Source organism: Corynebacterium suicordis DSM 45110, assembly GCF_015351405.1.
Classification (GTDB): domain Bacteria; phylum Actinomycetota; class Actinomycetes; order Mycobacteriales; family Mycobacteriaceae; genus Corynebacterium; species Corynebacterium suicordis.
This window is the reverse complement of the sequence record NZ_JADKMY010000002.1, coordinates 48,265-61,469: the sequence shown is the minus strand read 5'-3', so window position 1 is coordinate 61,469 and position 13,205 is coordinate 48,265. Positions and strand designations below refer to the sequence as shown.

Annotated in this window: 11 protein-coding genes and 1 tRNA gene; 7 read left to right on the top strand and 5 right to left on the bottom strand. The window is 59.3% G+C overall.

Features of this window, described 5'->3' with window-relative positions; translation table 11 throughout:
* Positions 1-19: 19 nt before the first annotated feature.
* On the top strand, positions 20-1,438 hold the full coding sequence (pyk, locus tag IRY30_RS06640; protein ID WP_194556655.1) for a pyruvate kinase: 1,419 nt from the start codon (positions 20-22) through the stop codon (positions 1,436-1,438).
* Here the strand turns inward: pyk and IRY30_RS06635 are convergent, their stop codons facing one another.
* Positions 1,439-2,698 carry an amidohydrolase gene (locus tag IRY30_RS06635; protein WP_194556654.1) on the bottom strand — a complete coding sequence of 420 codons (1,260 nt, stop codon included), beginning with the start codon at positions 2,696-2,698 and terminating at the stop codon, positions 1,439-1,441.
* 95 nt (positions 2,699-2,793) lie between these two features.
* The gene (locus IRY30_RS06630; RefSeq protein WP_194556653.1) at positions 2,794-4,152 is read right to left on the bottom strand and encodes a DUF4921 family protein; all 1,359 of its coding nucleotides are present in this window, start codon (positions 4,150-4,152) and stop codon (positions 2,794-2,796) included.
* 32 nt (positions 4,153-4,184) lie between these two features.
* Between IRY30_RS06630 and IRY30_RS06625 the strand changes: the two genes are divergently transcribed.
* On the top strand, positions 4,185-4,580 hold the full coding sequence (locus tag IRY30_RS06625; protein ID WP_194556652.1) for a hypothetical protein: 396 nt from the start codon (positions 4,185-4,187) through the stop codon (positions 4,578-4,580).
* A gap of 91 nt (positions 4,581-4,671) precedes the next feature.
* Here the strand turns inward: IRY30_RS06625 and IRY30_RS06620 are convergent, their stop codons facing one another.
* From IRY30_RS06620 to IRY30_RS06610, 3 genes are all read right to left on the bottom strand, one after another.
* Positions 4,672-5,457, bottom strand: coding sequence for an amino acid ABC transporter ATP-binding protein (locus IRY30_RS06620; protein WP_309824806.1), 786 nt, complete (start codon positions 5,455-5,457; stop codon positions 4,672-4,674).
* A gap of 61 nt (positions 5,458-5,518) precedes the next feature.
* Complete coding sequence (locus tag IRY30_RS06615) at positions 5,519-6,484, bottom strand: amino acid ABC transporter permease (protein WP_194556651.1); 966 nt, start codon at positions 6,482-6,484, stop codon at positions 5,519-5,521.
* Positions 6,481-7,470 (bottom strand): ABC transporter substrate-binding protein, encoded by a 990-nt coding sequence (locus tag IRY30_RS06610; RefSeq protein ID WP_228503111.1) that lies wholly within the window; start codon positions 7,468-7,470, stop codon positions 6,481-6,483. The genes IRY30_RS06615 and IRY30_RS06610 overlap by 4 nt, the downstream gene beginning before the upstream one ends.
* 21 nt (positions 7,471-7,491) lie before the next feature.
* Here IRY30_RS06610 and IRY30_RS06605 point away from each other — a divergent pair, with 21 nt between their 5' ends.
* The 5 genes from IRY30_RS06605 to polA all read left to right on the top strand — a co-directional run bounded on the left by IRY30_RS06605 (position 7,492) and on the right by polA (position 13,173).
* Positions 7,492-7,980, top strand: coding sequence for a methylated-DNA--[protein]-cysteine S-methyltransferase (locus IRY30_RS06605; protein ID WP_228503108.1), 489 nt, complete (start codon positions 7,492-7,494; stop codon positions 7,978-7,980).
* Positions 7,980-9,218, top strand: a complete 1,239-nt coding sequence (locus IRY30_RS06600; RefSeq protein ID WP_194556956.1) for a glutaminase — start codon at positions 7,980-7,982, stop codon at positions 9,216-9,218. The genes IRY30_RS06605 and IRY30_RS06600 overlap by 1 nt, the downstream gene beginning before the upstream one ends.
* 77 nt (positions 9,219-9,295) lie before the next feature.
* A tRNA-Leu gene (locus tag IRY30_RS06595) sits at positions 9,296-9,372 on the top strand.
* 202 nt (positions 9,373-9,574) lie between these two features.
* Complete coding sequence (locus IRY30_RS06590) at positions 9,575-10,498, top strand: VOC family protein (protein WP_194556650.1); 924 nt, start codon at positions 9,575-9,577, stop codon at positions 10,496-10,498.
* Between the two features lie 65 nt (positions 10,499-10,563).
* Positions 10,564-13,173: a DNA polymerase I gene (polA, locus tag IRY30_RS06585; RefSeq protein WP_194556649.1), complete on the top strand. Its 2,610-nt coding sequence runs from the start codon at positions 10,564-10,566 to the stop codon at positions 13,171-13,173.
* Positions 13,174-13,205: the final 32 nt, after the last annotated feature.

The window sequence follows — 13,205 nt, the reverse complement described above, 5'->3', positions numbered from 1 at the left end:
CTGCTGTAGTCTCGATGGGGTGAATAGACGAACCAAGATTGTGTGCACCCTGGGGCCCGCTGTGGCCTCTCAAGAGAACATTCTGAACCTGGTCGAGGCCGGAATGGACGTGGCTCGCCTTAACTTCTCTCACGGCGAGCACGAGGATCACGAGCAGAACTACCGCTGGGTTCGGGAAGCCTCCGATAAGACCGGACATGCAGTCGGTATCCTCGCTGACCTGCAGGGACCCAAGATTCGTCTGGGTCGTTTCTCCGAAGGTGCCACCGTGTGGCAGACCGGTGAGACCGTCCGCATCACCGTGGAAGACGTGCAAGGCACGCATGATCGCGTCTCCACCACCTACAAGGGCCTCGCTCGCGATGCCCGCCCAGGCGATCGTCTCCTGGTGGACGATGGCAAGGTCGCCCTCCTGTGCAAGGCAGTTGAAGGCAACGACGTTATCTGCGAGGTCACCGAAGGTGGCCCCGTCTCCAACAACAAGGGTGTTTCCCTGCCCGGCATGAACATCTCCGTGCCACCGCTGAGCGAGAAGGACATCAAGGATCTTCGCTTCGCGCTGCAGCTCGGCGTGGATTTCATCGCCCTGTCTTTCGTGCGTTCCCCCGCTGATGTGGAGCTGGTTCACGAGGTCATGGACGAGGTGGGCCGTCGCGTACCCGTCATTGCCAAGCTGGAGAAGCCAGAGGCAGTGGATGCGCTAGAGCCCGTCATCTTGGCTTTCGACGCAGTCATGGTCGCCCGCGGCGATCTGGGCGTAGAGGTTCCGCTGGAGGATGTTCCGCTAGTTCAGAAGCGCGCGATCCAGATTGCGCGTGAGAACGCCAAGCCTGTGATCGTGGCTACCCAGATGCTGGATTCCATGATTGAGAACTCCCGCCCCACCCGCGCGGAAGCTTCGGACGTGGCAAACGCCGTGCTCGATGGCGCTGATGCCGTGATGCTTTCGGGTGAAACCTCCGTGGGCAAGCACCCCATCACCACGGTGAAGACCATGTCCCGCATCGTGGTGGCTGCGGAGATCGATGGCGAAGTTCCGCCACTGTCTCACCGCCCACGCACTCGTCGTGGCGTGATTTCCTATGCCGCCAAGGATATCGGCGAGCGTTTGAACGCCCGCGCGATGGTGGCATTCACTTCTACCGGTGACACGGCCAAGCGCGTGGCGCGCCTGCGCTCCCGCCTGCCACTACTGGTGTTCACCCCTTCGCAGGCCGTGCGTTCGCAGCTGGCGCTGACCTGGGGTGCGGAAACCTTCCTGGTGGAGGATGTGGATACCACCGAGAAGATGATCAGCGCCGTGGATGCATCCCTGCTGAACATGGATGAGTACAGCCGCGATGACATGATGGTTGTCGTGGCCGGTTCCCCTCCGGGAATTTCCGGCAACACGAACATGATCCAGGTGCACCTGCTGGGGCAGGAGCGCACCCGCTAGTTAGTGGCTCATGTAGGTCAGCACCGCGGCTACTGCAGCCGTGGTGGAGGCCTCCAGAACTCCTTCAGCCGGAGCGAATTGCGGGCTGTGATTGCCGGGGATATTCTCCCCGGTTTTCCACACTTCTGGGTCGGTAGCGCCGACAGTCCAGAACAAGTAGGGGACTCCGAAGTGGCGGGGGATTTCGGAGAAGTCCTCGGAGGCGGTCCAGGGCTCCGCATCGATTGAGCGCTCGCCGAAGACCTCATCAAACACTGGGCGGACAGTGGAGAACACGTTTTCATCGTTATCGGTCAATTCACCGTGGGCGGAGTATTCGATCTCCGGTTCCTTGGTGCAGCCAGAGGCCATGCACTCACCGTGGATCACGCGCTCGATGGCCTTGTAGGTGCGGTCGCGCACGCCGGTGTCATAGAAGCGGCAGTTGAGCACCAGTTTCGCGGTTTCCGGAATGGTGTTGTTGGTGTGGCCGGAGCTCAGTGTGCCCACGGTGATCACGGAGAAATCATCTGGAGCCACCTCCCGGCCCACGATGCCCTGCAGGCGAACCACGATCATCGCTGCCAGGTAGGTGGGATCCAGCGATTCGTGCGGCTGTGAACCGTGAGCGGACTTGCCGTGCAGCGTGACCGTGATGGTATCGCAGGCCGCCAGCACTGGGCCGGGTGCGGACATGATGCTTCCGGCTTCCCCGGGAACGATGTGCTGGGCCAGGCACACCTCTGGGGTGGGGATGATGTCCTTCAGGCCATCGTCCACCATCATCGACGCCCCGCGCGTGACCTCTTCAGCGGGCTGGAACAGCGCAATGAAGGTTCCCTTCCACGCGTCCCGACGCTCATCCATCACCGCGCAGAGCCCCATCAGCGCGCTGGTGTGCATGTCATGCCCACAGGCGTGCATTACGCCATCGTTCTCGGAGGCATAGTCCAGACCGGTATCTTCGGTGACCGGCAGGGCATCGAAATCCGCGCGCATGAGGATGGTGGGGCCTTCATCTCCAGCGCCAGAATCATCCGCAGGATTCTTGAAGATGGCCACCACTCCGTGCCCACCAATGCCGGTGGTTACTTCGCAGTCGAATTCAGAGAGCTTGTCCGCCACGTAGGCCGCTGTCTTCTCTTCCTGCAAAGAGAGTTCGGGATGCTGGTGCAGCCAGCGGTAGAAGTCCTGCTGCCAGTCCAAATCCACCCCGTGATCCTTGGCGTAAGAGGCGATCGTGGTGGCGTCGGGAGAAAAAGAAGAGGGAGAGTCAGTCATTCTTCCATCATAGGTACTTCGCCATCACGGGCTGGCGGGCCAGGGGATCGCTGGAAGATGACCCGGAGAAAGCGCCCCGGAAATACAACCCCGAGTTAGCGAATGGCCGGGTTGTATTTGAGCTTGTTGGGGGCGAAATCGCACTCGTCACCCAATTTGATCCCGGGAGCCAGGCGGCCTTCCTCGCGGGCGGTCAGCAGCTCTGGGAGCACACGATCCTTGAGGTCAGCAGGGGAGAGGGTGTTGATGAAGATCTTGGTGCCACCCTCGAAGCCAGCCATCTTGGAGACGCGCCACTTGATCACGATGCGCCACGGCATGGGCACGTCGATGTCCAACGGGCGGTGCAGCCATTCCTCGTTGCAGGGGATGGATGGCCCGGCAGCGATGTGGCAGGCATGAACCAGGTCAGCCACACCATCGCGCTCTGCATCGGCCATCAGCCAGGGCTCGGTGGTAGCGGACTTGCTGAACACTTCCAGGGTAGGCCAGCGGTGGCCAAAGCCGGCGAAGGCAATGGCGTGGTCATTCTCCGCGATCACCAGGTTGTGGCGGGATGCGTAATCCACTGCCCACTCGTTGTACATGTTGGCGTTCTGGCGTACCTGGGCGATCTCAAACTCGTTCTGCAGGCCATGCTCATCGATGGCCACCAGCTGCTTGTGCAGGTGATCGAAGCTTGCCCCGGCTGGTTCCAGCCAGTTCTGGAACACGGCCACGTAGCGGGCGTAGCGGTTGGAGCGGTACAGCTGATCCATCGCATCCACGGTGAACGCGATGAAGTGGCGGTGGTGTTCCCAGCTCAGCGTGCCGGATCCGGCCAGCTGATCCGTGGTGGTGGCCTCTGGCTGGTAGTGATCGCGGGCGATGATCACATCGTGGCCACCGGCGAAAAGGCTCCCGGACATCTCCTGGAGCGATTGCGCGCGGCGTTCTTCGGAGAACAGCTCATCGATCTCCTCGGCGGACTTTCCAGCCGCTTCCAGCTTGATGCGCAGGATCTTCTCCACGTGCGCGCGTCCCTCATCCTCGGAGAGGTAATCAACCATGTGCTTGGCCGCAGCGGGGTTCATCTTGTGGCCGTAGTTCATGGCCCAGTACTCATAGGTGAGGATTTCGTAGAGGTTGGCGACGCGACGGAACAGCGGTTCCGTGGAGTTCAGTTCACTGGCTTTGATCCCGCGCAGGATCCGTGGGTGCTGATCCTCATCCAGCACCAAACGAGCCTTCTCCGGCGGGGTATCGAGCTTGCGCGCATTGCCGAAGGCACAGGATCCCTCGCGGTCCTTGATTTCCTTGGCTTCCCGCTTCGGTACCTGCATGGGCCGATTCGCCCGGCCGGGTACGGTCCATACCTCGGTGCCGGTGAACGGGTTGACCTGCTTGATCGTTCCATCAGGCAAAGAGGTCAGAGGCTGGACGGGCGCGGAGTAGTGCTTGTTAGAACCAATCACACATCAAATATAGCTGGTGTAATAATGAAAGCATGCCAAGCATTATGTTTCGCCTTCTTGCCAAGCCCAGCCAGATGGAATTCATCGAGGAAGATTTCCGCGGACTCATCGCCGCTTTGGGGGATGATCTGGATGCCGATCTCCAGGTGGAAACGGGATTGACCCCCGATCCAGAACTCGTCACCACGTGGGTGGAGGAGTACGGCGAGGACGATCCAGAGCAAGATGACAAAGAGGACGCGCCAGAGGGCGTGGAGCTCAAGATCGACGTCCGCCACTACGGAATGGGATCCATTTCCGGGCTAACCATGCATTTCGCGGAGTTGTTGACCATCCGCGAAAAGGATCCTGCTGAGCCGCTGTTGCGTCAGGTCAAGGACGATAGCGGAGCACCCCGCGTGCCATGGCACGTCCAGGTGCAGCCGTAGAATTTCCGCTCTAATCTCCCGGGATTCTTTGCTTTTCGACGCCAAGCTCGTGAGCGCCTGCACTTGAGCTAGATGCCTGCACAAATGCTGGTTAGAGCAGGTTAGACAGGAATTCCTGTGTCCGCGGGTGCTGCGGGTTGGTGATGACATCGCGCGCGTTGTCGTGCTCCACGATCACGCCGCCGTCCATGAACGCCACGGAATCCGCGACCTCCCGGGCAAAGCCCATTTCATGGGTGACCACCAACATGGTCATTCCATCTTCGGCCAGCCGGCGCATCACATTGAGCACTTCACCCACCAACTCTGGGTCCAGAGCGGAGGTGGGCTCATCGAAGAGCATCAGCTTGGGGCGCATGGCGAGTGCTCGGGCGATAGCCACGCGCTGCTGCTGGCCGCCGGAGAGCTGAATGGGGTAGACGTCTTCCTTGTCTGCCAATCCCACCTGAGCCAGCAGTTCGCGTGCGTATTCCGTGGCTTCAGCCTTGGATTCGCCCTTCACCTGGATGGGCGCCTCGATGATGTTTTCCAGGACCGTGCGGTGCTGGAACAAATTGAAGTGCTGAAACACCATGCCGATGTGCAGGCGCTGCTTGGCAGCGGATTTTTCGGAGATCTCGTAGAGCTTGCCATCTTTTTCTTGGTAGCCGATGAGCTCGCCATCCACCTCGATGCGTCCCGAGTTCACCTTTTCCAGGTGATTCACGCAGCGCAGTAGCGTGGATTTACCGGAACCAGAAGGCCCGATCAAACAGGTGACAGAGCCGCGTGGCACGTCGAGATCAATGCCCTTGAGCACGTCCAAGCGTCCGTAGTTCTTCCACACCTCTTTCACCGAAATCATCGGTACATCGGCGGAAGCAACTGGTGAGTTCATGTTCTTACTTTCTTTCGCTTCTGACACTGATTTGTCTGGCACTGATCGTTCTGGCACTCAATTAGGACTTGCGGGACTGATTGCCACGGCCACCATCGCGCGTGTTGTCTCCCACGGTGACATTGCGAGGAGGAACACCTTCGGCATCAGACAAAGCGGCAAGTTGGCGAGTGGTGAGCTTGCGGGAAGAACCGCGAGAGTAGTAACGCTCCAGGTAGTACTGCGCAACCATCAGCAGACTGGTGATCACCAGGTACCAGGTGGCAGCGACCATCAGCAGTGGAACTGGCTGGAAGATGCTGTTGGAGATATCCGTGCTGCGTCCATACAGCTCACCGGCGAACGGGATGGCGATGACCAGCGAGGTGGTCTTCAGCATGGAGATCAGTTCGTTTCCCGTGGGCGGGATGATGATGCGCATGGCCTGCGGAAGCACGGTGCGGCGCATGTTCTGCCACCAGGTCATGCCTAGCGCGGTGGAGGCTTCGGACTGTCCTTCCGGAACTGCCTGGATGCCGGCGCGCACGATCTCCGCCATGTAGGCAGCCTCGTTCAGACCCAGGCCCAGCACGGCCAACAGGAAGGCGTTCATCAACAGTTGCTGGAGGTCAATCTCCGCGAACCCTACGTTAATGACCTGGTAGATCGAGCTGAGTAGCCCCCAGAACACCAGCTGCACGTAGACGGGAGTTCCACGGAAGATCCATAGGTAGAGCCAGGCCACGCCTTGGAGGACCGGGTTGGGGGACATGCGCAGCACAGCCACGATGGCACCCAGAATCACACCGAGGAGCATCGCCAAGATGGTCAGCGCCAGGGTGTAGAGCGCAGCGGTAGCAATGCGCGTGTCCAGGATGTATTGGAAATACGTGTCCCAGTGGTAGGCCTCACGCCCAGCCGCGTCGATGACGAAAACCACCAGCAGCACCAGAAGCACGGCAGCGAAAACCCAGCGCCAAGGATGGCGGAGCGGGATGGCCTGGTTTTCCTTGGGGCGGCTCGGGGTGGCTACAGAGGTGGTGCTCATGCGGAGATCCTTCGTTTCGTGGCAGTGCGTGAGTTACTTGAAGTGCGCGAGGTTCGGGCGCTTTGACTACCGCGCGCATTCGGTAGCGGGGCGAGGTTGAAGAGCACCTCATCCACGGCTCCCTCTTCCAATCCCCAGGGCTTGAGGATGCGCTCGTAGTCGCCGGTTTCCATCATGTGTTTCAGAGCCGCAGCCAGGGCGGGACCCAGGGGAGAATCCTTCTTCACTGCCCAGCCGAATGGAGCGGTATCGAAGGCTTCACCGATCTGGACCAGCTTGTCATCGGAACGCTCCACGGCATAAGAGATCACCGTGGAATCAGAACTGTAGGCGTCGGCCTTCTTCAAAATGGCCGCGGTGGCTGCAGCATCGGCGCTGGCGTAGACCAACTTGGTGATGGGAGGTTTGCCCTCGGCCTCACACTGAGCGGATTTTCCTACTATCTCGTCGGTCTCGGAATATGTTCCCTTTTGCACGGAGACGGTCAAGCCACAGGCGTTGTCCGGATCCACGTTGCCCTCGTTGCCCGGTTGGGTAGCCCAGGCCACGCCCGCGTTGTAGAAGTCCACGAAATCGTAGTTGAGCTGGCGCTCTTCGGTGTCAGTGAACGAGGAGGCACCCACGTCCACCGTGCCGGCACCAATGGCGGGCAGGATGAGATTGAAATCCATCTGTCGCAGTTGCACGTCCAGGCCCAGCACGGAGCCAGCGGCCTGGATCAGGTCCATTTCATAACCGATGATCTCGCCCTGCGAGTCCTTGAACTGCGCGGGAGCGTACGGGGTGTTCGCTGCGGCGGAGAGGGTGCCCTTCTGCGCAATCGAATCAGGAAGCATCTTGGCCAACTCGGGAACTTCCGCTGGCTGGACTTTTTCCCAGCCCTCGGGATGCCCCAATTCTTCGTTCGTTACGCACGCGGTCAGCACCATCGTTAGGCTCAAGGCGATAGCCGCCCGCAAAGCTCGGCGCGGAAACCTATTTATCATTGGGAAAGCATATCGGAACTCATGAATAATACTCACTTCGCCCTGCTCGAATCGCCCCGCGGGCAGATGTTGGCGGCTCGCGAGGGGGATGCGCTGGTGGGGTTATGGTTTGCGAGCCAGCCTGCGGCGCCTTCTTATGATTCTTCTTTGTTGGACGACGCAAACAGCACGCCCATTTTCCGAGAAACCCAATCGCAACTGAATGAATACTTTGCGGGCAAGCGCCAAGAATTCAATCTCCGCTATGAATTGCGGGGCACACAATGGCAAAAATCTGTCTGGGCGGAATTAGAGAAGATTGGCTTTGGGGAGTCCAAATCCTATGGGGAAATTGCGCAGGAACTTGGCCGCAAGGGGGCTGCCCGAGCGGTGGGGAACGCAGTAGGGAAGAATCCCGTGTGCATCGTGGTTCCGTGCCATCGCGTGTTGCCTGCCGGTGGAGGGCTGGGTGGCTACAACGGTGGCGTCGAAAATAAAAAAGCACTACTGAAAGTGGAGGGCATCAAATGATGAAGGACGATATTGTCTCCGAGTACCTCAAAGAGCAGCTGGAGCAGCTGAAAGACAATAGCGAGGGCGCGGTGGCGGATTATATTCCGGAGCTCGCGCACGCTGATCCGGAGCCACTTTCGGTAGCGTTTTGCACGGTCGATGGACAGGTTTATGCCCAGGGGCTTCGCGAGGGCGATGTGGATCTGGAATTCTCCATTCAGTCCATGTCCAAGCCTTTTGCTTATGCGTTGGCTTTGGAGGAGCACACGCTGGATCATGTGGCGCAGTTTGTGGGCATGGAGCCCTCGGGTGAGGCATTTAACGAGCTGAGCTTGGATGGGGAAACTAAGCGGCCGATGAACCCGATGATTAATGCGGGAGCCATCACGGTTAATCAGCTGATTAATGGCGAGGAATCCTCGGTGGAGGACCGCGTGGAGAAGATCTTGAGTTTTTTCTCTGAATTGGCGGGTAGGGAATTGCATATCGATCAACCGACGTGCGATTCAGAGCTTCAAACATCAGACCGCAATTTGTCGCTGGCTCACATGTTGCGCAGTTACGGCATGATCCAGGACACCGCGCATGACGCGGTGGATAGTTACGTGCAGCAGTGCTCGATCATGGTGACCGTGAGTGATCTCTCGAAGATGGCCGCGACCTTGGCCAATGGTGGTACACACCCGGTGACGGGCAAGCGCGTGTGCTCAAACGAGGTGGCGCTGCAGGTGCAATCGGTGATGGCCAGCGCTGGCATGTACAACGGTGCGGGTCGGTGGATGGCTTCGGTTGGTTTGCCTGCGAAGTCCGGAGTTTCGGGCGGCATTATCGGCACCTTGCCGGGGCGATTGGGAATTGCCGCGTTTTCTCCGAAGCTCAATGAGAACGGCAATAGCGTGCGCGCCAAGAAGGTATTCCAGCGCTTGAATAAGCACATGGGCCTGCACCTGATGGCTACGGAAAAACGTGGTCGAGTGGCCGTGCGCAGTATCACCACGGTGGAGGACGAAAAGGCGGACAAGGGCATAACCACCGTTATTCGTCTGCAGGGTGATATCGATTTCAATGCAGCGGAAAAGATCTGGCGCGCCATTCGCGAGCACGAATTTGAATCCAATTCCGTGATCTTGGATCTGGACAAGGTGGATGAGATCAACTCCGTGGGTGGCCGCATGATCCGCGAGTTCAGGGACCGGATGATCGCCGCCGGGATGGATCTCACCGTGGTGGACTCTGACGGGGTGCTGGCGCAGTAGTTCGAGGAGGTTGGAGCGCTCATGCTGGGGTTTTGTAACTTTCTTACCTAGTGGAATAGTCTGTTACAAGCATTAACGCCCCAGTAGCCCAATTGGCAGAGGCAACGGATTCAAAACCCGTCCAGTGTGAGTTCGAGTCTCACCTGGGGCACCACAGGTAGTACTTCGGGGATATAGCGGGGCAGAGGTGATTTCTGTCCCGTTTTTCGCGTGCCTTTCACGCTGAGTATCAGCGCAGGAAAATGTAGCGCCCCCAACCAGCGCGAGCCTATGCTCGGGGGAAATGAGCCGCGCGCCGCGCACACTCAACGCACTCCACTCAATTCACTCCCCCCAGACAAGGAAGCGCCCCCATCATGCAAAAGTTAATCCCCAACGTCTGGTGCAATCGCAGCGCCGAGCCAGCTTCCCAGTACTACGAGGAAGTTTTCCAGACCACCGGCCTGCCGGTCAGCACCGTCATCGAAGCGCGCTACCCGGAGACCGACCTCCCCGATTTCCAGAAGGAATTCGCAGGTCAGCCCGTCACCGTGAACGTGGAGATCGCCGGTTACCTCATCACCCTGATCAACGCGGGCGATGAGTTCCGCCCCAGCCCCGGCGTTTCCTTCATGCTCAACTTCGATCCCCGTTTCTTTGATGGCGACGCCGATAAGGCGAAATCCGCTCTGAAAAAGGTCTGGGAAATGTTCAGCGAAGAGGGCAAAGAGCTCATGCCGCTGGGCGAATACCCATTCTGCCCACTGTATGGCTGGGTGGAAGATAAGTTCGGTGTGAACTGGCAGCTGTTCTTCAAGGATCCCGAGAGCGATCCTCGCCCGTTCATCATGCCTTCGATGATGTTTGATGGCCCGGCGCAGGATCGTGCCCAGGAAGCTGCGGAATTCTACGTTTCCCTGTTTGCTGAGTACGGTGAAGGTGCCGCGGTGGGCACCACGTTCCCTTACTCCGAGGACACGGGGAAGGCAGCAGCGGGTGCGCTGGCCTACGGAGATTTCCGCATTGGCGACCAGTGGTTTTCCATCATGGACAACGGCTCCGGCCAGGACCATGGCTTCGGCGGGATCTCCCTGCTGATCCAGTGCGAGGATCAAGCCGAGATTGATCGCCTGTGGGATGCAATGAGTGCGGTTCCCGAAGCTGAGCAGTGTGGCTGGCTCAAGGACAAGTTCGGCATGGCGTGGCAGGTGGTCCCCGCCAATCTGGAAGAGCTGATGGAACGCCCCGATGCTTTCCAGCACATGATGCAGATGAAGAAACTGGTCATCGCAGACTTCTAAATCCCACCTGGAATCTCTCGCCTTCTCGGGAGCTTTGTCTTGGGCTTCTACTAGACTCGGCACACATGAGCTCCGCTGGAAAATCCACCACAGAAGACCGCCCCACCCTGCTATTGCTGGACGGGCACTCTCTCGCGTTCCGCGCGTTCTATGCGCTGCCCGCGCAGAACTTCTCCACCACGGGTGGCCAGCACACCAATGCTGTGTACGGGTTCCTCGGAATGTTCCTGGGGCTGATGGAAAATGAGAAGCCCACGCATGTTGGTGCGGCTTTTGACCTCTCCGGCCCTACGTTCCGCGAAGAGTCTTTCCCTGCGTACAAGGCACAGCGTCCGTCCACCCCGGATGAGTTCAAAGGCCAGATCGGGCTGATCCGCCGCGCGATGGAAGCGCTTGGCGTCGAAACATTGGACAAAGAGTCCTTTGAGGCCGATGACATCATCGCCACCCTGGCCACCAAGGGCCAGGAAGCGGGCATGCGGGTGTTGATTTGCACGGGCGACCGCGATGCGTTGCAGCTGGTTAACGAGGATGTCACGGTGCTCTACACCCTCAAGGGAGTCTCTGAGCTGCACAGGTTTACCCCGGATGCGGTGGAGGAAAAGTACGGCGTCACGCCCACCCAATACCCGGATCTGGCAGCGCTGCGCGGAGATACCTCGGACAACATGCCGGGCGTTCCCGGTGTGGGCCCCAAGACCGCGCAAAAGTGGATCACGCAGTACGGCAGCCTGGACGGTGTCATTGATGCGATGGATGACATCAAGGGCAAGGTTGGCGAATCTCTGCGCGAGAACATCGACAACGTCAAACTCGCGCGAGAGATCACCGAGATGGTGCGGGATCTGGACGTGGTGGAAACCATGGATCAGCTGCGCCCGGCACACGTGGATGCGAACGAGGCCCTGCAGGTGTTCGAGGAGCTGCAGTTCGGCGCCACCCTGCGTAATCGTGCGTTCCGCACCTTGGGCGTGGAGTTTGAAGACACCGCGCAAGTCCCGATCAGCCTGGAGGACATCAAACCCGGCAAGCTGGCCGCCTGGCTCAAAAAGCGGGACGCGGTAGCTGTCGAGGTGGTGGACGAGCAGATCGCTATCTTGGACAAGGACAACGTAGGTGTGGTGCTGGATCTGGCTGGCTTAGATCCTAAGGACGACGCCGCGCTCACCTCCTGGCTCGCTGATCCCGAAAAGCGTAAGTGGTTGCATGATGCCAAGCGGACCTATCACCAACTCCAGGTGTTCGGTATGGAGTTGGATGGCGTGGAGCACGATACGTCGCTGGCTGCCTACCTGCTGCGTCCAGATGTACGCACGGGTGAGCTGAGCGATGTATTGCAGCGTCATGCCGGGCGGGAACTGGCGGAATCCGCTGCGCCTGTGGAACGTGCGCAAGCAGTGATTGAGCTGGTGCGCACATTGAATCCAGAGTTGGATGCTGCTGGTCAATCCGCATTGTACTTCGATCTGGAAGTGCCGCTGAGCCTGATCTTGGCGCGCATGGAACATGTGGGAATCACGGCGGATCGGGAATTGCTCGAGGATCTCAGCCAGGATTATGGATCCAAGCTGGAGGAAGAGATTGCCGCAGCGCGGGAGATCGCGGGGGATCCAAAGCTAAACCTCTCCAGCCCGAAGCAGCTGCAGAAGGTGCTTTTCGAGGACTTTGATCTGCCCAAGACCAAGAAGACCAAGACCGGTTATTCCACCGCTGCGGGCGAGCTGGAAAAGCTGGCTGCCCAGTCCAATCACCCATTTCTCGCGCACTTGATGGCGCACCGGGAATACCAGAAGATGAAGTCCACCATCGATGGGCTGGTGGAGGCCATCAAGGACGATGGGCGCATTCACACCACCTTCAACCAGAAGGGTTCGGCCACTGGTCGCCTGAGCTCTTCGGATCCCAACCTGCAGAACATCCCCGTGCGCACCGAGGCAGGGCGGCGCATCCGCAGTGCGTTCCTGGTGGGTGAAGGTTATGAGACCCTCTTGACCGCTGACTACTCCCAGATTGAAATGCGCGTGATGGCGCACCTCTCGGAGGATGCCGGATTGATTGAGGCATATCAATCGGGGGAGGACCTGCACAATTACGTGGGTTCGCGCGTGTTCGATGTCCCGGTTGATGAAGTCTCCGCGGAACTGCGCCGCAAGGTGAAGGCTTTGTCCTACGGCTTGGTCTACGGGCTGTCCGCTTTTGGCCTTTCCCAGCAACTCAAGATCAGCGCTGGTGAAGCCAAGGGAATCATGGAGAACTACTTCGAGCGTTTCGGTGGAGTGAAGCGCTACCTGGATCACGTGGTTGAGGTGGCCCGGGAGGATGGGTACACGCAGACGTTGTTTGGGCGACGTCGTTACCTGCCAGAGCTCGGCTCGTCTAACCGGGTGGCCAGGGAAAATGCCGAGCGCGCTGCGCTGAACGCGCCTATCCAGGGCACGGCTGCGGACATCATCAAGATCGCGATGCTGCGCGTGGATGATGCGCTTCGAGCAGGAGAGTACTCTTCCCGCGTGCTGCTGCAAGTCCACGATGAACTCGTGGTGGAAGTAGCCAAGGGCGAGCTCGAGGACGTGGAGAAGCTGCTGATCCGCGAGATGGATTCGGCGGTGTCCCTGCGCGTACCACTGGATGTCTCTGCTGGTGCCGGCGAAAACTGGGATCTGGCCGCCCACTAGACCAGCGGGCCACTAGGACAGCAATCGAGGGC

Excerpts from the sequence above, each read along its gene's own strand:
- IRY30_RS06635 (WP_194556654.1), bottom strand. The coding sequence starts at position 2,698 with ATGACTGACTCTCCCTCTTCTTTTTCTCCCGACGCCACCACGATCGCC.
- IRY30_RS06625 (WP_194556652.1), top strand. The coding sequence starts at position 4,185 with ATGCCAAGCATTATGTTTCGCCTTCTTGCCAAGCCCAGCCAGATGGAA.
- IRY30_RS06620 (WP_309824806.1), bottom strand. The coding sequence starts at position 5,457 with ATGAACTCACCAGTTGCTTCCGCCGATGTACCGATGATTTCGGTGAAA.
- IRY30_RS06615 (WP_194556651.1), bottom strand. The coding sequence starts at position 6,484 with ATGAGCACCACCTCTGTAGCCACCCCGAGCCGCCCCAAGGAAAACCAG.
- IRY30_RS06610 (WP_228503111.1), bottom strand. The coding sequence starts at position 7,470 with ATGATAAATAGGTTTCCGCGCCGAGCTTTGCGGGCGGCTATCGCCTTG.
- IRY30_RS06605 (WP_228503108.1), top strand. The coding sequence starts at position 7,492 with ATGAATAATACTCACTTCGCCCTGCTCGAATCGCCCCGCGGGCAGATG.
- IRY30_RS06600 (WP_194556956.1), top strand. The coding sequence starts at position 7,980 with ATGAAGGACGATATTGTCTCCGAGTACCTCAAAGAGCAGCTGGAGCAG.
- IRY30_RS06590 (WP_194556650.1), top strand. The coding sequence starts at position 9,575 with ATGCAAAAGTTAATCCCCAACGTCTGGTGCAATCGCAGCGCCGAGCCA.
- polA (WP_194556649.1), top strand. The coding sequence starts at position 10,564 with ATGAGCTCCGCTGGAAAATCCACCACAGAAGACCGCCCCACCCTGCTA.